This window comes from Leeuwenhoekiella sp. A2 (genome assembly GCF_047946655.1).
Classification (GTDB): Bacteria; Bacteroidota; Bacteroidia; order Flavobacteriales; family Flavobacteriaceae; genus Leeuwenhoekiella.
This window is the reverse complement of sequence record NZ_CP172311.1, coordinates 2,324,551-2,342,452: the sequence shown is the minus strand read 5'-3', so window position 1 is coordinate 2,342,452 and position 17,902 is coordinate 2,324,551. Positions and strand designations below refer to the sequence as shown.

Annotated in this window: 12 protein-coding genes and 1 pseudogene; 1 reads left to right on the top strand and 12 read right to left on the bottom strand. The window is 38.1% G+C overall.

Going from position 1 to position 17,902, the window contains the following annotated elements:
- Window positions 1-11: 11 nt before the first annotated feature.
- The 5 genes and pseudogenes from ACH3PA_RS10260 to ACH3PA_RS10240 all read right to left on the bottom strand — a co-directional run bounded on the left by ACH3PA_RS10260 (window position 12) and on the right by ACH3PA_RS10240 (window position 7,911).
- A complete protein-coding gene (locus ACH3PA_RS10260) occupies window positions 12-191 on the bottom strand; it encodes a CPXCG motif-containing cysteine-rich protein (RefSeq protein WP_416444519.1) in 180 nt (59 codons plus the stop codon).
- The gene (locus tag ACH3PA_RS10255; protein WP_416444521.1) at window positions 192-1,490 is read right to left on the bottom strand and encodes a TolC family protein; all 1,299 of its coding nucleotides are present in this window, start codon (window positions 1,488-1,490) and stop codon (window positions 192-194) included.
- Window positions 1,491-1,524: 34 nt separating this feature from the next.
- A pseudogene (locus ACH3PA_RS10250) lies at window positions 1,525-4,730 on the bottom strand (efflux RND transporter permease subunit).
- Window positions 4,731-4,733: 3 nt separating this feature from the next.
- Window positions 4,734-5,888: an efflux RND transporter periplasmic adaptor subunit gene (locus ACH3PA_RS10245; protein ID WP_416444523.1), complete on the bottom strand. Its 1,155-nt coding sequence runs from the start codon at window positions 5,886-5,888 to the stop codon at window positions 4,734-4,736.
- Between the two features lie 106 nt (window positions 5,889-5,994).
- Complete coding sequence (locus tag ACH3PA_RS10240) at window positions 5,995-7,911, bottom strand: ABC-F family ATP-binding cassette domain-containing protein (RefSeq protein ID WP_416444525.1); 1,917 nt, start codon at window positions 7,909-7,911, stop codon at window positions 5,995-5,997.
- Window positions 7,912-8,017: 106 nt separating this feature from the next.
- Between ACH3PA_RS10240 and ACH3PA_RS10235 the strand changes: the two genes are divergently transcribed.
- Window positions 8,018-8,410 carry a DUF983 domain-containing protein gene (locus tag ACH3PA_RS10235; RefSeq protein ID WP_416444527.1) on the top strand — a complete coding sequence of 131 codons (393 nt, stop codon included), beginning with the start codon at window positions 8,018-8,020 and terminating at the stop codon, window positions 8,408-8,410.
- Here ACH3PA_RS10235 and ACH3PA_RS10230 read toward each other — a convergent pair.
- The 7 genes from ACH3PA_RS10230 to topA all read right to left on the bottom strand — a co-directional run bounded on the left by ACH3PA_RS10230 (window position 8,407) and on the right by topA (window position 17,885).
- Window positions 8,407-9,462, bottom strand: coding sequence for an NAD(P)/FAD-dependent oxidoreductase (locus ACH3PA_RS10230; RefSeq protein ID WP_416444529.1), 1,056 nt, complete (start codon window positions 9,460-9,462; stop codon window positions 8,407-8,409). The two genes, ACH3PA_RS10235 and ACH3PA_RS10230, sit on opposite strands and share 4 nt — an antisense overlap.
- Before the next feature lie 70 nt (window positions 9,463-9,532).
- Window positions 9,533-10,420, bottom strand: a complete 888-nt coding sequence (gene gldN, locus ACH3PA_RS10225; RefSeq protein WP_416444531.1) for a gliding motility protein GldN — start codon at window positions 10,418-10,420, stop codon at window positions 9,533-9,535.
- A gap of 12 nt (window positions 10,421-10,432) precedes the next feature.
- Complete coding sequence (gene gldM, locus ACH3PA_RS10220) at window positions 10,433-11,968, bottom strand: gliding motility protein GldM (RefSeq protein WP_416444533.1); 1,536 nt, start codon at window positions 11,966-11,968, stop codon at window positions 10,433-10,435.
- Window positions 11,969-12,004: 36 nt separating this feature from the next.
- Complete coding sequence (gene gldL, locus ACH3PA_RS10215; RefSeq protein ID WP_416444535.1) at window positions 12,005-12,655, bottom strand: gliding motility protein GldL; 651 nt, start codon at window positions 12,653-12,655, stop codon at window positions 12,005-12,007.
- A 67-nt stretch (window positions 12,656-12,722) separates the two neighbouring features.
- Complete coding sequence (gene gldK / locus ACH3PA_RS10210; RefSeq protein WP_416444537.1) at window positions 12,723-14,081, bottom strand: gliding motility lipoprotein GldK; 1,359 nt, start codon at window positions 14,079-14,081, stop codon at window positions 12,723-12,725.
- Window positions 14,082-14,189: 108 nt separating this feature from the next.
- Window positions 14,190-15,356 carry a formimidoylglutamase gene (locus tag ACH3PA_RS10205; RefSeq protein WP_416444539.1) on the bottom strand — a complete coding sequence of 389 codons (1,167 nt, stop codon included), beginning with the start codon at window positions 15,354-15,356 and terminating at the stop codon, window positions 14,190-14,192.
- 3 nt (window positions 15,357-15,359) lie between these two features.
- Window positions 15,360-17,885 (bottom strand): type I DNA topoisomerase, encoded by a 2,526-nt coding sequence (topA, locus tag ACH3PA_RS10200; RefSeq protein WP_416444541.1) that lies wholly within the window; start codon window positions 17,883-17,885, stop codon window positions 15,360-15,362.
- Window positions 17,886-17,902 lie beyond the last annotated feature (17 nt).

Below are 17,902 nucleotides of genomic sequence, written 5' to 3'. Positions count from 1 at the left end.
TAGACTTAAAACTACTGCTCAATATTAGACACTTGGAATTCAGTTAATTCACCATCCTCAAAAGACACTGCGACCTCAATAGGGTTGCAACAAACCTCACAGTCTTCTATATATGTGGTAGAAATTGAGGGATCGAGAAGCATAGAGATGTCTTCCCAACAATATGGGCATTGAAAGAAATGTTCTAACATTTAAAAATCAACATTGAGTAATTGACCAATTAATTGTAACAATTGCAATTCTGCATACTTAGCCTCGTACTTTGCAAGGTTCTTATTCGTTTCTGCGTTAAGCAGGTTTATTTGTGCCTGCCTAAACTCAATAGATGTTATAAGACCAATATTAAAGCGCTCGCGTGACCGTTCAAAATTATTTTGATTTGTAATTACGTTTTGTTCCTGAATCTCATAAACCTGTAACAAATTTTCATAATCTCCTCTTGCATTTTCAATGTCACGCTCAACTTCCAGTTTTATTTGTTCTTTAAGTAATTCCTGATTATCTCGAGCAATCTTAGCATTGCGATACCTCACTGTTGTAGCTCCCCCATTAAATAAGTTCCAGGTGAGATTTAAACCTGCTCCTAAAGCTGTGCCTTTTTGAGTGCTCCCTGTAAAAAATGCACTTGCCGGACTGTTATTTTTATTCCAACCATAGGAACCGGTAAGCCCCACAGTGGGAAGATAGTCTGCACGTGTGGTCTTAATATCGTACTCACTTAATTCAATATTTGATTCACTTTGCATAATTCTCACATTGTTGTCTAGCGCACTATCTGTGTATGTTTGTAGTTTTATACTTGGTGTAAAAGCAACAAGGGTATCTACCACAAAATCTGTCCCAAGATTACGCGCCATCACTACATTAAGATCACGTTTTGTATTGAGAAGCTGCTGCCTGTTATTCATCAGGTTGATACTATCATTAGTAACGTCTACCTCTGCATTTAAAACTTCTAGTTTTGTATTCTGGCCATAATCAAATTGATAATTAGCTCTTAAAACTCTGTCTTTAGAGATACGCAAAGTTTCCTCAAGAATTTCAACATTTTCAGTCAGTCTTGCCACTTCATAATACACAGAAAATAGCTGTAAAATTGTGTTTTCAATGGTTTGTCTTGCATCAAGTTGAGATAGATTTCTAGCTTCTTTAAGACGCTGGTAATTATAATATCTTCCCAAGCCATCAAATAGGATGTAATCAAGGTTTACAGAAGCATTGTAATTATCAGATTCTGCATTATTCAATTCAAACGAGTTACCATCATCACGATCTGTCTCAGAATCCTGTATTTGATAATTCATACCCGCAAGAGCGTAAACAGCTGGCAGATATCCTGAATTTAAAAGACTTGCATTGTTTTCTGCAATTGCCAGATTATTATTTGCGACTTCAATCCCGTAGTTGTTTTCTAAGGTTAACTGTATCGCTTCGGCTTTTGACAGTTGATCTTGCTGGTCTTGCGCCATTCCTGATGACGAAAGAAACAAAATAATTACAGTTAATATGTAGGGGTAAATTGTTTTAAGCGGCTTCATCATCCTCGTTTTCTTCCTTTTGTTCTTTAATCGCACGCTCAACTTCTTCTTTTGAAACTTCTTTACCTGTACGCAACCATTTAATACGTGTTTTTGCACTATTTGTTATTGATAGTAAAAGGGGTAGCATGAGCAGTGTAAGTAATGTTGCGATGGCAATGCCATATGATATAGAAATAGCCATTGGTTTTAAAATTGAGCCTGTCTGCTCTTTTCCATTAACAAAGGCGCTAAACCTGCAATCGTCGTCAAAGAGGTTAAAAATATGGCTCTAAACCTCGATTTTCCGGCCATATACAGAGCCTCATCAAATTTGACACCGTCTTTAAGATAACTATTAAACTTACCTATAAGTACCAGACCATCGTTAACCATTATTCCTATTAAGGCAATTATACCTAAAGCAGAAAGTACATTTATAGGAAACCCATGAATAAAGTGACCCCAGGCAACGCCTATTACACTAAAAGGAATCATCAACAACAATAAAAATGGCTGACTATAACTACGGAACGTAAATGCGATAGTCGCATAAATTAAAAAGAGAATAACCCAAATCACTTTGTTTGCAGAATCACTGAGTTTTTCGGCCTCACGATTTTGACCTTCATAAGAAACGGAAACCGTGGGATATTTTGAAAGAATAGACGGCATCACATTTGCCCGTACATCAGCAAGTATATCTGTAGCGCTTCCGTTAGGATCTTCCATATCTGCATTTACCTGAATTTCGCGCTGTCCTTCAAGATGACTTATAGACTCATCACCACGGGCAATATCATAACTTGCTATTTCGCCAAAGGGCACACGTTCACCGCTTGGTGTTAGTATGCGCATCTCATCAAGATCGTTTATAGAACTGCGATTATCCCTGTCATATCTCACCCAAACTCGTATCTCGTCCTGCCCTCTCTGAAAACGTTGGGCCTGAGTACCAAAAAATCCTGAGCGTACCTGCCGCATAACACTACTAAGATTTAATCCCAATGCATAAGCGCTTTCGTTAAGACGAATTTTAATTTCCTTGATTCCTTCTGGGTCTGTATCAACCACATCACGCAGCAAAGGATTTTCTTCTAGCACCGCTCGTAACTCTTGTTTTGCAGCTTCAAGCTCTTCTGTATTATTTCCTAAAAGAGAAATAGAAACTGGGCTTCCGCCAAAATTTCCTCCGGAGCCAAAAGTGAGTCTTTCCACACCAAAAACCTCACCTACTTCATCACGTATGGAGTTTGTAATATCTGGCGATGCAAAATCCCTAAGCTCTCCCGGAAGTAAATTTACCTGCAACGATGCTTTATTATTACCAGGCCCTACGCGCTTAATCACATTTTCTACCACTTGCATGTTATCTGTCTGTCTGTCTGTGTAATCATCATTTACACGCCATGCAGCCTCTTCTACCATGGTGATTATACTGTCTGTTATTTTAGGATTTGTTCCCTCTGGCATAAGCAGATCAATAGAAACTCTATCACTCGCTATACTAGGGAAAAGTGTGACCCGTACAATCCCCCCGGCTATAGCTCCTATTGTCACAATAAGTAATGCTGCGATAATGGCAAAAGACAAAAACCTTTGCTGAAGTACAAATTTTAAAGTAGGGGCGTAAAGCTTATCGCGTAAATATTGCATAAACTGATCTCCCTTTTCATTAAAAAAACGCAGTTTATAAAAGAATTTATCCAGTCCTTTTTTAGAAGCTTTTTGCTCATCTGTCTCCTTGATTAACGCTTTAGAATGGGCTATATGAGCAGGTAAAATTATTAAAGCCTCAACTAGTGAGACCACAAGGGTAAGAATAACAACCGTAGCCACCTCACTAAAGAACTCTCCTATTCTACTATCAAGAAAAAGAAATGTAGAAAAAGCCAGAACGGTTGTAATAATTGCAGAAACAATAGGTGGAAGCACTTCCATAGTACCATCTATAGCTGCTTTAATAGGAGTTTTACCCTCCTCATAATGTTGATATATGTTTTCTGAAATTACTATACCATCATCTACTAGAATACCTATAACTATGATCATTCCAAAGAGGGAAAGTACATTAATGGTAACATTAAATTGAGCCGCAAAAATGAACATTCCTAAGAAAGCCACGGGAATACCGCAGGCCACCCAAAATGCAAGTCGGGTATTTAGAAAAAATGACAGAAACAGAAGTACAAGGAGAATTCCTGCTGCTCCATTTTCTATTAATAATTGTGTGCGTTGATGAAGTCTTACAGATGAATCTGAAACCACGTCAAGATGAACAGCAGAGTATTTTGCGTTAAAGTCATCTATATAATTATTTACCTTTTCTGCAGTAGGTAATAAATCTTCATTATTTGTATTACTTATCTCAACATTAACAGCAAGGTTTCCATTAAAATAGGAAGCATTAGGCGTTTCTTCAAATCTATCGCGTATTACTGCAACATCTTTTAATCGCACTACTGTACCATCGCTATTGGCCCTTACCACAAGATTGGTAAGCTCATCACCATAGTAAGAGCGATTATTTGCACGTATAAGATAATCTTCTGCTTCTGTTTTTATATTTCCACCTGTAGTGAGAATATTGGCCTGAGATACTGCTTGCGCCACTTCCTCAAAAGAAAGTCCATATGCGAGCAGATCATTTTCGCGAACGGCAATTTCTATTTCCTCAGCAGGATATCCCGAGATCTCAATTTGTGAAATCCCATCCATCGCCCGTAGGTCATACTCAATACTTCGCGCTATTTGTTTAAGTGTTGCAAGGTCTATAGATTCACCACTTACCGCAAAACTTATCGTTTGTCTTATTGCCTCTTGTTTCGCTACAACTAATGGTTCCATCCCCGTAGGAAAACTGGGAACGCGGTCAACTGCATTTTTCACTTCGGCAAGAATGACATCAATATCCTCATCCTGATCGATCTCAATGGTTATGTTTCCACCATTTTCACGAGAAGTTGAGGTCACTCTGTCTATCCCAACTAATCCTTTGAGATTGTCCTCTATTTTGAGGACGACACCCTCTTCTATTTCCTGCGGCGCAGCACCGGGATAAGCGACATTTATTGTGATTATCTGAGAATCTACTAAAGGAAAAAATGAGGATTTCATTCTAAAAATCCCAACTACACCAAAAATTATAAATGCAAAGATCACGACATTTACCGCGACTTCATATTTAATAAAATAACTTATAATTTTTCGCATAGCTTAATCTACTGCTTGTGAAGAACCTGCTGCCGAATTTGATGAGCTCTCTTCCCTATAAACTTTAACCTGCATACCAGCATAAGCACCAGGAACATTGCGGGAAAGTATACGCGTACCATCAGGTATACCTTTTAAAACGACATCCTTATCTGAAAAATAAACGGGATCTACATCTACCAGATCTAAAATACTATCTCTTACAATGAAAATTTGAGAATTGTCTACTAGAAGTTTACGAGGTATTTTTATTGCATCACTTTCTTCTTTCGCTTCAAGCTGTGCTTCAAGATACATACCTTCTTTTAGGTTATCCCCGGTAACTTCTACAAACACCTTGATAGTTTGGGTTGCCTGATTTACTCTTCCGTTAATTCTACTTACCGTTCCTGTATAAGAATGGGTGCCGTTAAGATCTGCAAGCTCCACTTTTTCACCTATTTCAAGTAAATCACTAAAAGTTTTACTCACCGCCACCTCTAGTTCATAAACTGACGGATCTATAAATTCTCCTAATTTTTGACCTGGACGTACCAGAGTTCCTTTTGTAACTAATGATTCTGTAAGTATTCCTGTAAAAGGTGCATAAATTCTATACTTCCCCAAGCGTTGTTCAAGGTTTTTGACATTGTAGTAGGACGAGAAAACACCACGCCCTGTAATAAAATATCCTTCCTGTTCATTATCAATTTTTGGAAGTTCAGGGGTTCCCTTGTTAATATCAAAATTTGAAAGATATTTTTGCCACTTAGGATAAATATCAGGATAATCAAGCCTGAGATCGGGCATTATAGAAGTTACCAGATTATATAACTCACTTTTTGCCGCCTGTACAGAAGAGTAATACTCAGATGAATCAATATTTAAAAGAGTTTCTCCTCTTCTATATGTTTGACCCGGTTTAAAATCATGAGCGCTACTGCGAAAAACACCTTGCACTTCTGCAAACAACTCTAATCTGTTCTTTGCAGCCAGACTTCCGTTTGCGGGTATAACAATAGGTATTGTACTATTTTGTATTGTATCTACAAAGACAGTCTTTACTACTTTCTCAATTCGGGCTTCAGGTTCTGCTTTATTATCTTTAAGATATATAGCCAGAAATATAGCTCCAGCCAAAATTAAAACGCCAAGCCCTGAAAGTATAATTTTACGCATAGGTATATTTTTGCTCCAGGTGGGGATTGATGAGACACAAAAATATCAATGCCTTATGTGGGCTGATGTTAAAGAAATACTAAAATAAAAGCGGAATTAATTGTTATTAAGCGTATTGATCGATTTCCTCTGAAACTTTGCCCCAACTTGTCATTTTCTCTTCAAGCTTTTTCTTTTTATTTTGATAAACTTCAAAGAAATTAGGCTTGGCTATCGCTTTGTTATAATTCTCTGCCAGCTCTTTGTCAATCTGTTTAATTTCGCGTTCCAGTTTATTAATTTCAGATTCTAAATTACTGAGTTTATTGGTAAGAGCTTTAAGTTTCTTTTGATCTTTGTAAGAAGCTTTTGTTTCTGGGGCAGCACTTACTTTTTGGGCTTTTACATCATCTCGCTTCTCTACTTCTCTAAGACTCGTAACTTCTCTTTGCTCAAGATAAAAATCTATATCACCTAAATATTCTTTAAGCTTGTGATCTTTAAACTCGTAAACCTTATTTGTTAATCCCTGTAGAAAATCCCTGTCGTGAGAAACTAGTATCAAAGTTCCTTCAAAACGTTTTAAAGCGTCTTTAAGCACATTTTTAGACTTAATATCCAGGTGGTTTGTAGGCTCATCCATCACCAGAACATTAAAAGGCTGCAACATCAGTTTTGCTAAAGCAAGCCTGTTACGCTCACCTCCAGAAAGCACACGCACATATTTATCTGCTTCTTCACCTCTAAAAAGAAATGCACCCAGAATATCACGAACTTTGCTTCGGTTTTTTTCATTTGCGGCATCTATCATTGTATCAAGAACGGTTTTACTACCATCTAAATGATCTGCCTGATTCTGGGCAAAATATCCTATTTGTACGTTATGCCCTAGTTTTAAATGTCCTGAATGATCTATCTCATCTACAATAATCTTAGCAAGTGTAGATTTTCCCTGCCCATTCTGTCCTACAAATGCGATCTTACTTGAGCGCTCAACATGCAGGCTTATATTCTTGAGAACATTTTTCTCTTCATAACTCTTTGAAATATGCTCTGCTTCTACAACCACTTTCCCGGGAACTACTGAAACCGGAAAATTAAGCGTCATAACACTGTTATCATCTTCATCGACCTCGATACGGTCCATGCGATTTAATTTCTTGATCAGTGATTGAGCCATAGTGGCTTTAGATGCTTTAGCTCTAAACTTTTCAATCAGCTTTTCTGTATGCTCGATCTCCTTCTGTTGATTTTTCTGCGTGGCAAGCTGCTGCTCTCGCAATTCCTCTCTTAGAATAAGATACTGAGAATAAGGTTTTGGGTAGTCATAGATTCTTCCCAGAGAAATCTCTATAGTCCTGTTTGTTACATTATCGAGAAACATTTTATCGTGAGAAACAATAACCACAGCTCCTAAATAGGCTTTTAAGAAATTTTCAAGCCAGATTATAGATTCTATATCAAGGTGGTTTGTAGGCTCATCGAGAAGCAGAACATCATTATTCTGAAGTAACAATTTTGCCAATTCTATACGCATTCTCCACCCACCGGAAAAAGTATCTGTTAATCGGTCAAAATCTTCCCTGCTAAAACCAAGCCCCATCAAGATACGCTCAGTCTCACCTTTATAATTATAACCACCATGTATCTCATACTGATGCTGTACATCATTAAGCTCTACCATGAGATCATGATAGCCTTCACTTTCATAATCTGTACGCGTCACTAGTTGATGATTGATCTCATCAAGCCTGCTCTCCAGCTTTTTAATTGTTTCAAAGGCCTGAAAAGATTCTTCCAGAACTGTGCGACCGGGTATAAAGTCAATATCCTGTTTAAGAAAGCCTATTTGCACTTCCTTATCCATAGCTATCTGTCCTGTATCGTATTCCTGCTCACCAGAGATTATACGCAGCATGGTAGATTTACCGGCTCCGTTCTTCCCAACTAGTCCCACTCTATCTCCTTCGCCTAAGCGAAAAGTAACTTCGTTAAACAGGTACTCACCCTGGAAGGAAACAGATAGATTATGAATATTTAACATGTATTCTTTTTAATATTAGTAGTTAAATGCGGCACCTAGAAATAACTGCCTGTGGCTAACCAAATTTTCTGCAAAGATGCCTAAATTTGTTCAGTAATTCAACGCTATGCTCAAAGTCTTAAAAGGAAACAAATTATACAGCATTTTAACCGGTAAATGTCCCGTTTGCCATGAAGGCGAAATGTACATTGACTCTAATCCTTACCACCTGAGCAAAGTACAGGACATGCACGAGCGTTGTTCTTTTTGCGGCACAAAATTTAAAATAGAACCTTCCTTTTTTTACGGCGCCATGTATGTGAGTTATGGCTTAGGTATCGCTTTTGCTGTTGCCGCATTTGTAATAGCCCACTTCTTTCTCAACGGCGGATTATTGACCTCTTTTTTTGCGATAACTGGCACTTTAGTCCTGTTTTTTCCTGTAATCCTGAGGCTTTCCAGAAACATCTGGATCAATTTCTTTATGAGTTACGATAAAGAAAAGGCTAAGAAAGCCTAAAGCAATTTCTTTTTAAAGCGATTTATATTTACATCCTCAAATAGATCTTTGCCCTCCTCGAGATGCTCATAAAGCATTTTAGCCAGAAAAGGAGACATCATAATTCCGCGCGTTCCTAAACCATTTAAAATAACGAGTCTGTCATATTTAGGGTGAACTCCCAATAAAGGTCTGCGATCGCCTGTGGTAGGTCGTATACCCGCCTCCTGATCTACAATCTCAAAATCACAGTTGATCACTTTTTTTAATTTTTCTACGATTTCGCCTTGAGCGGAAACTGAAGGTTGCGTGTCTTTATCTTTCCAGTTAAAGGTAGCACCCACTTTATACAGATCATCACCCAGCGGAATTATAAAAAACGACGACTTTAAAGCCGATTTCAACCCCAATTTGGGCGATTTTATAGTAATATATTCACCTTTATTGCCTACCAGCGGCAACGCTTTGAAAAATGGATTTTTACATACTCCGTAACCTTCAGCAAAGACAATAAATCTCGCTTCTATATCACTATATTGAATGCAATTTGTTTGAAACTGAATTTTTTCGTAATCAAATTCTTCTTCCTTTAAAGCAGATTTACTTTTAAGATATTCAGAATAAGAATTTAAGAGTCGCTTAATATCTATTTTTCCTGTTTCATTTACCTCGCCCAGGTTAAAAGGAGCATTAATGGCGTTATTATCATTACGTGTAACATTTGGCCGAATAAACCGATCTAAACCCGGCTTATCTGAAGCTTCAAACCAATTATTTTGATCTTCTGCAGAAGAGAATATTTTCTTTACAGGCATAGACTGCACTGCTTCTACTCCCAATTTTTTACAAAGCTCTTTAAAATAAGGAATAGCCAGATCAAACTGCTCAACTCCTTGCCAAGGCAAAGAATAACGTTTAAGAATCACAGGATTATACAAACCACCTGCAACCCTGCTGGCACCTTTTTCATTATTATGAAAAACTACAAAGGTTTTATTGTGAGCCTCTAACTGCTCACAAAATGCCATGCCTGCGAGACCCAGACCAACGATTATGTAATCAACTTTTTTCATCGCTCAAAAATAAGGTATAAAAAAACGCCTCTCATAAAGAAAGGCGTTTTAGCAATAAGTTTTGTGAAAATTAGTAATTCCACATATCAGATTCAAAGTTTCGTATTTGTTCTTTTATGCGCTCAGACTCCAGCAGCTGCATAAGTGCATTGTCTGCCACATACTCTTTAACTTCACGATCACCCTGAATGTTATCTACTCTGTAAATTACACCGTTAAACCTTCGCGAATTAAGCAAATGATCAAATGATAATGGCTGAGCTGAGTTTTGTGGATTAAATACTTGTGCTTCATGCAATACCTCACGTGCGCCTGGAAACCAAACCCAAAACAGAGGGACAAGCACTGGCTCATCATCATCTATAAAGTTAACATCTGGAGCAACTGGAGCAAGACCTATAAGTCTATACTTCAATTCACCCTGACGTTTGTCAAAGTACCAATAACCGCGTATCCAGTATTGCTCAATATCTGCAGCAGTAATATCACGTCTGTTTATAAACTGTTGATCAATTTGCTCACCGGCGTTGTACTGCTCATATCCTAGATCTGTAGTATCTACCTTAGACATTGCCGCAGAAATGTCTCCTAACTGAATCTTATCATTAAAGTACGAGTCTGAATAAATATCTATTTTACCCTTCTTAACATTAGTCACAAGAACATCATAAAGAGACCTTCTGTCTGAACCAATATTATTTGAATCTGTTGGGTAATATAGCGGGAAATTAACGCGCTCATCAAGATCAACGACCTCCCATACATTTTTTCCCCAGAGAACATCGCGACTGTCAACATAACCATATTCTAACGGCTTGTCATTGTCGAGCTCTATTTGTTCATCTGTCTTGATAAACATCTCATCTGGGTCTGTCGCATTCAGAATATTGTTCTGCCCATAAGATGATGCAACCAATATCGTCATGCAAACCACTAAAAATGAATTTTTCAAACTCATGTCAGTTATACTTTAATTTGTAAGTTCTATTAAAACAGGAGATACTTTTTTCAATTTATAAGAACTATTTCCTGCAATTTGAGCATTTATATCAAATATCTGCACCGTTTCACCACGTTGGGCTCTTTTTAATACTGCCTTAGCGCGCGCATCTAGTCTGTCTCCATTTACCTGAACAGTTGGCTGCCCCGGTACATTAAATTTAAATCCTGTAACCTTTAAATTAAGGTCAAAATCAAAATCTGGCAAAGAAGCACCTACAGATGATATCTCTAACGCATTTCTTTGCATTTTTATTATATCAGATTCACCACGTACAGTTCCTGTAGGTCTTGGTATATCTTTTATTCTAAACTGCTTAGAATCACTTACCTTAGAACCATCTGCCAGAGTACCATTTACATTTATGGTAACTTCACGCCCATTACCTGGGGTCATCACATAGCTACTACCACTTGCTTTATTAAGACCCGGTGCGCTTGCAGATACATTATTATCTGCCACACCAGCGAAGCTAATGGTCATTGGGTTTGCAACACCGCGATAAACCACGTTCATTTTATCTGCTGAAATAGTAGCAGAATTAGGGCGGTTTATTACAGCATATGAATCATTAATAGGTATCGTTACAATAGAATCTCCTTCTTTAAACTGAAGTTCACCTTTAATGCTCTGCTCTCCTACATTACCGGCGGGAAAATCGAGTAAAACCTGCCCGGCAGAAGTCTGCTTAAGCTGTTTACCATTTATCACCACCTTGTCAAAGTTTAAAGTATTATCATAACGACCAAGAATTACCTTACCTTTAAATGATTCTCCAGAGAAAAATGCACTCTTATCTGGCACAACAATAGCCTGGTAATTGCTCATAGATAATTGTTGAGCTTGCTCACCAGCTAACATAGCAGAAAGAAGCTCACTTTGCGTAGTCTTTATATCTGCCTGCATCTGCGTCAACTTTGTAGTTGATGCTATCATTGGGAACCCTTCAAAATTGTAGCTTAACCACTCTATTTTCTTACCATCGCGATTTTCTACAGGCGAAGTATCAAACTTCTGCTTTATATCTGACGCGATATTAGGATAGCTGTCACCAATTAAAGCTACTACTTCATCTCTAAAGTTCTCAACTTTTGATTTAAACAACTTTCCATCTTTAGATAAGTTATCACCGCTAAAGAATGTTTGATCAAGAAAATCAGGCTTATCCTGAGCCTCATAATCTTTAGGATCTTCAACTTTGGCTGTCATTGCAGATTTTAACGAGTCTATATAACCCGATAAATCTGTAGCCATCACATTTATTTTCTTCGCTTTTTCTTTAATCACCGCATATTTTGCCGGTTGTTCTGACGCTTTAGCATCAAGTCCTGCTAAAAATGCAGTATTACGCTGGTCTGATGCGCTATTTGCTTGTGTTATTTTTTCGTTTAAAAGACCAAAAGCTGATAATACCTCTTTAGACATATTTAATGCAAGCATTGCAATAAATACGAGATACATCAGGTTGATCATTTTCTGTCTAGGTCCTAGTTTTCCACCTGCCATCTTCTATTTTTTATAGATTTATATCAAGTTGAAAAATTATTTCCTGTTCATTGCAGAAAGCATACCACCATATACACCATTAAGAGAAGAAAGGTTAGTCGCTAGACTTTCCATTTGTTCTTTCAATTTACCAGCGTTAGTTGCTACTTCATTGTTTATTTCAGCCTGACGACCTGCGGTCTCAACCTGAACTTTATAAAGACTGTTTAAAGACTCCATTTGAGCTGCTGCTAAAGCCATCTCTTCACTATATCTTTGTGTAGAGGTCATTGCTTCTGCAGTTGGTGAAATCGCTTTTGCTGCTCCTTCAAAATTTCTAATGCTTAAGCCAAGGCTGTTCATTAATTCTGCATCAATTTGAGCTTCCTTTAAAAGGTTATCAAGCTTTTGCGAAAGCATACCTTCAGATTGTGTCTCTTCAATAACTGCATTCTTTCTTACTGCAGGTTCTGCACCTGCTAATTCTGGATATACTAAAGACCAGTCTAATTCATCATCAACAGGTTCAAAAGCAGAAATAGCAAAAATAAGTGCTTCGGTAATTAGACCAATAGCCAGTAAAACACCGCCATTTAAAGGGCCTAATTCCCAGTGTAGGATCTTAAATAAAGCTCCAATAATAACAACAGACGCACCTAGGCCGTACGCCATGTTAAAAAGTTTCTTTGTAGATTTCGATTGTGCCATTTTAAAAATTAAGTTAAGTAATTAGGGTTAAGTAAAATATTTGGGTAAATATTATTTTGAATCAATACTATCTTCTGGTATTCACGTCTCCGCCCACACCAAGGTAATCCTGTACAGTTCTAAAGCCTATATAGCTTCTTGCAGAATCTGCATACTCATAATCACGTGTACTTACTTGTAGGAAATAAGCAACGTCTTTCCACGACCCACCACGCACAACTTTACGCTGATTTTGTGTGTCGTTAACATTAGGGTTCATTGTAGAAACGTATTCATAGGCATTAGGGTCATAAGATGATGCAACCCATTCTGAAACGTTTCCAGACATGTTGTACAGATCATAATCATTAGGTTCATATGAATCTGCCTCTACTGTATAAAGTGCCTGATCTGCCGCATAATCCCCCCGCAGAGGTTTAAAATTGGCTAGAAAGCATCCTCTGTCATTCTTCGCATAAGGTCCACCCCAAGGGTAAGTAGCTCCTTCCAGACCGCCACGTGCTGCGTATTCCCATTCAGCCTCGCTGGGTAATCTAAATCTATTAACCAATTGTTGACCTCTTTCTTTTTTATAGGCATTTCTATAAAGCGTACGCCACTCACAGAATGCTTTTGCCTGCTCCCAGGTCACCCCAACTACAGGATAATCATCATAAGCACTATGCCAGAAATAATCATTATGCATAGGCTCGTTGTATGAATAGGCAAAATCTTTGATCCAAACTGTAGTATCAGGATATATCTTTACATTTTCAGTGATTAGATAGTCACTTCTCTTGCCTTTTTTCGCTTTCGCGGCAGCTTCTATATCAAGATATGTGTATTTAAACTCAAGTTTATCTACATCAATAGTGCGCTGCCCGTTGTACGATTCTTCAAGAGGAAGGTACATAGAATCCATCACCTCTACATAATATTCATCAGGATAATCCTGAGGATCATCTAATAGGTCGATACGCTTATTTAACTTTCTGCCTTCGTAAGTATCTGAAAAACTGTAGTAATTATCATACATATATTTCTCATACGGAGTCATATCTTCAGGATCGTTATCTAGAAAAGCATACTCTCCTATACCACCATCACCCGGCGTCTGCCCCATCTCATCAGCAAAAATTGCTAAACGGGTGCGTACAATAGAATCTTTTACCCAATCTACAAATTGACGATATTCTGAATTGGTGATTTCCGTCTCATCCATATAGAACGAGCGTACAGTAACAGTTTTAGTTGGGGCGTTTTTAACCGATGCGATATCATCGTCGCTTTTACCCATAATAAAAGAGCCACCTGAAACAAGCGTCATCCCGTATGGTTTTTCAGGATTCCATTTCTTTCCTTTGGCCCCCACAAGCTCACCGTGGTCATTGCGACCACAACTAAATAACAAGCTTATCATCGCAATAAATGCAACAAACTTCTTCATAGGTATTTTAGGTTAAATTGAGATTTGAGAGCGTAAACCTATTTATAAAAATTTTAATAACCAATTTTTAGTTTAAAAAAACCGCTCAATCCCAGTTAGTTCTATTTATTATACTTCATTCTTCCTTCTCGCCTTATACCAGCGTTCAGGTATTTCCTGATTGCACGCGTTAAGATAATCCTGGTATGTGCATGGTAATAACGTGTGCCTTTTTAATTTATTATTAAGACCTTGTAAAAACGGAATTTCTATCCACCAGCGCTCTGTCTTGTTACTCTTGTAAAAACTAAGCACCTCATCCTCAACCGGGACTGCATAATGCAAAAACTCTTTGCGTCTATCTCCTATCTCCTCATTAGCCCTGTAATTCACTCCTTCTATAAAGTACCAGATGATCTCTGCTATAAGCGCTGCCCCTGCTTCGGTCTGTTTTGTCAATGCATATTCAAAAATTCCAAATACACTTACTCGATCACTTATCCCCGCATAACGTGAAATAGCACAGGCTTCTCTACCGTTAAAACCATTAGGCTTAGAATGATGCATAAAACCAAGCGATGATGATTGCACGGCGCCAAGATCAAAAGAAACAATATCTGCATCGCGCATGACCGGCTCTACAATACTAATATCATTTGTCACAGCGCCCAGACGATAAGCATCAAAAAATAATTTATCCATCAGGTCTATTTCTTCCTGACTATTAAAATAAGTCTGGTATCCCAGATTAGAAAAATTGAATAAATTATAAGGCTGGTCTACGATCACTTTACCTACATAAGACTTATTTGTCATAGGCTGCGAACTGTCACCCAGATCAAAACGGCTATCTACACTTACCAGATTAACCATTTGATCAAGATTATCAAAAGCTCTGTAAATAGCATGTGTTAAATCTTGAGTACCTCCTAAAAAAACAGGAATAATGTCTTTTTTGATCAGATTTTCGGCTATTTGCCTTACGGCGAAAAACGTATCTGTTATACTTTCTCCTGCATCAATATCGCCAAGATCTGCAATTACAGTGTGCCAATTACCCGGAAATAACTGGTAAAAAGCCCTTCTAATTGCCGAAAAATCGAGATGCTCTTCTAAGAGATCAATATCTCCCCTATTCTCTCGCACACCAATGATCGCCAGATTCACTCCTTCCAGATCAGGAATACCTTCTTTAGATGAATGAACTTTAATTGCGCTTCCCAGGCTCTGGCTGTGAAATAGTTGCGCATGAGCTACAACAGCATCAGAAACCGGCAACAGGTTTTCTAAGGGCATAGATTATTTCTTTTTAGCAATAGGTTTTTTACGCGTAGCGGTCTTTTTTGCCGCCGGCTTCTTTTTTGCCGCTGTTTTTTTCTTTGGCCCTTGCTTCTCAAGAATATCTTTCACTTCTTCCAGCGTAAGCTTTTGAGCATCTACGGTCTTAGGCAATTCTATTTTAGTACGCCCTTTAATAATATTAGAACGCCCCCAGCGTGCTTTCTCTACACGTATGCCTTCATCTTTAAAATCATGAATGACTTTATCTTTTTCCTTTTGCTTTTTATCTTCTATAAGCTCTACTATATCAGCATCGCTCAGGTTATCAAAATCGTATTTTTTATTTACATTGATAAAAATACTATTCCATTTTATAAAAGGTCCAAAACGGCCAACTCCTTTCTGAACCGGAAATCCTTCATACTCATAAATAGGAGCGTCTGCCTTTTGCTTCTCTTTTATATATTCTACTGCCTCATCATATTCTACCTGCAGTGGGTCTTTACCTTTTGGCAATGACACATATGTCTTACCAAACTTTACATAGGGTCCAAAACGGCCATTATTTACCTCAACTTCTTCACCTTCAAATTCACCTAAAGATCTGGGCAGTTTAAAAAGATCCATCGCCTCTTCATAAGTAATAGTCTCTAGCTGTTGATCTGGAGAAAGTCCTGCAAACTGTGGCTTTTCTTCATCTTCTACAGAACCTATTTGTACCATGGGTCCATATTTACCCAACCTCACACTTACCGGCTTACCCGTCTTAGGATCTGTACCTAAGATACGCTCACCTACCTCACGGTCTGCATTTTCTGCAACATCTTTTACCTGAGGGTGAAAGTCTTTATAGAAGTCTTTCATCATCTTCGTCCACTCCTCATTACCTTCTGCAATCTCATCAAAGTCCTGCTCTACTTTTGCAGTAAAATTGTAATCGAGAATATTTTCAAAATGGTTTACCAGAAAGTCATTTACTACCATACCTACATCTGTAGGAACCAATTTTCCCTTGTCTGAGCCTACTTTTTCGGTCATTTTAGCCGATTTTATCGAGCCTTTTTTAAGGGTGATTAAGTCATATTCACGCTCTGTACCGTCTATATTTCCTTTCTCTATGTATTTTCTATTCTGTATCGTAGTAATTGTAGGTGCATAAGTAGATGGTCTACCTATACCTAACTCTTCCAGCTTTTTCACCAGTGAAGCTTCAGTATAACGATAAGGTGCTCTGGTAAAACGTTCTGTAGCCGTTATCCAGTTGTTATTTAGAGTTTCACCCTGCTTTAACGGAGGCAGGATTCCGCTTTCTTCCATATCTTCATCATCGGTTCCTTCTAAATAAACTTTTAGAAAACCATCAAATATCAAAACCTCACCATTTGCAGTAAAATTACTTGGGTGATTAGAAGATGCTATCTGCACATTTGTACGTTCAAGTTGTGCCTCGCTCATTTGGGAAGCAATCGCACGCTTCCAGATCAATTCATACAGGCGAGCCTGATCGCGATCAATATTTACTGAGTGCTTACTAAAATCTGTAGGTCGTATCGCTTCGTGAGCTTCCTGGGCTCCTTTGCTTTTACCTTTATAATTACGCTCCTTATGATATTTAGAACCGTAAGCAGAAACTATCTCATTAGAAGCAGCTTCTTTTGCATCCTGAGAAAGATTTACACTGTCTGTTCTCATGTATGTTATAAGCCCGGCTTCATATAAACGCTGAGCCAATGTCATGGTCTTACTAACTGAAAAATATAGTTTTCTTGACGCTTCCTGTTGCAGTGTGGAAGTTGTAAAAGGAGGTGCAGGAGATTTTTTTGCCGGTTTTGTTGTTAAAGCATCTACTTTAAAAGTAGCGTTAGCATTGGCCTGCAAAAACTCTTCAGCTTCTTTTTTAGTATCCAGGTTTTTAGGAAGTTTCGCTTTAAGCGTTTTCCCGTCTTCATTTGCAAATTCTGCGTCTACACGAAAATAATCCTGTGAAGTAAAACCTTGTATCTCACGCTCGCGCTCTACGATAAGTCTCACAGAAACAGATTGCACACGGCCTGCTGAAAGGCCGCCTTTAACCTTGCGCCATAACACAGGTGATATTTCATAACCCACAAGACGATCAAGTACACGTCTAGCTTGTTGCGCATTTACTAAGTTGTAATCTATACTTCTGGGATTCTCAATTGCACGCAGAATGGCTTTCTTAGTAATCTCAGAAAAAACGATACGTTTTGTCTTAGCCTTATCAAGATGTAACTCTTCTGCAAGGTGCCACGCAATGGCCTCACCCTCACGATCCTCATCACTTGCGAGCCAGACCATTTCAGCTTTCTTTGCAAGATCCTTCAGTTTTTTGACTACGCTTTTTTTATCTTTTGAGACGATATATTTGGGTGTAAAGTCTCCATCTACATCTACCCCTAATTCTTTAGTAGGTAAATCTGCAATATGCCCAAAACTACTTTCAACCTTAAAATCTTTTCCGAGAAACTTCTCTATGGTTTTGGCCTTTGCAGGAGACTCAACAATAACTAAATTTTTTGCCATTTTATGTCTTTTGATTC

What these genes read in the sequence shown, in the direction of transcription:
- ACH3PA_RS10260 (WP_416444519.1), bottom strand. Translation starts at nt 191, where the DNA reads ATGTTAGAACATTTCTTTCAATGCCCATATTGTTGGGAAGACATCTCT.
- ACH3PA_RS10245 (WP_416444523.1), bottom strand. Translation starts at nt 5,888, where the DNA reads ATGCGTAAAATTATACTTTCAGGGCTTGGCGTTTTAATTTTGGCTGGA.
- ACH3PA_RS10240 (WP_416444525.1), bottom strand. Translation starts at nt 7,911, where the DNA reads ATGTTAAATATTCATAATCTATCTGTTTCCTTCCAGGGTGAGTACCTG.
- ACH3PA_RS10235 (WP_416444527.1), top strand. Translation starts at nt 8,018, where the DNA reads ATGCTCAAAGTCTTAAAAGGAAACAAATTATACAGCATTTTAACCGGT.
- ACH3PA_RS10230 (WP_416444529.1), bottom strand. Translation starts at nt 9,462, where the DNA reads ATGAAAAAAGTTGATTACATAATCGTTGGTCTGGGTCTCGCAGGCATG.
- gldN (WP_416444531.1), bottom strand. Translation starts at nt 10,420, where the DNA reads ATGAGTTTGAAAAATTCATTTTTAGTGGTTTGCATGACGATATTGGTT.
- gldM (WP_416444533.1), bottom strand. Translation starts at nt 11,968, where the DNA reads ATGGCAGGTGGAAAACTAGGACCTAGACAGAAAATGATCAACCTGATG.
- gldL (WP_416444535.1), bottom strand. Translation starts at nt 12,655, where the DNA reads ATGGCACAATCGAAATCTACAAAGAAACTTTTTAACATGGCGTACGGC.
- gldK (WP_416444537.1), bottom strand. Translation starts at nt 14,081, where the DNA reads ATGAAGAAGTTTGTTGCATTTATTGCGATGATAAGCTTGTTATTTAGT.
- ACH3PA_RS10205 (WP_416444539.1), bottom strand. Translation starts at nt 15,356, where the DNA reads ATGCCCTTAGAAAACCTGTTGCCGGTTTCTGATGCTGTTGTAGCTCAT.
- topA (WP_416444541.1), bottom strand. Translation starts at nt 17,885, where the DNA reads ATGGCAAAAAATTTAGTTATTGTTGAGTCTCCTGCAAAGGCCAAAACC.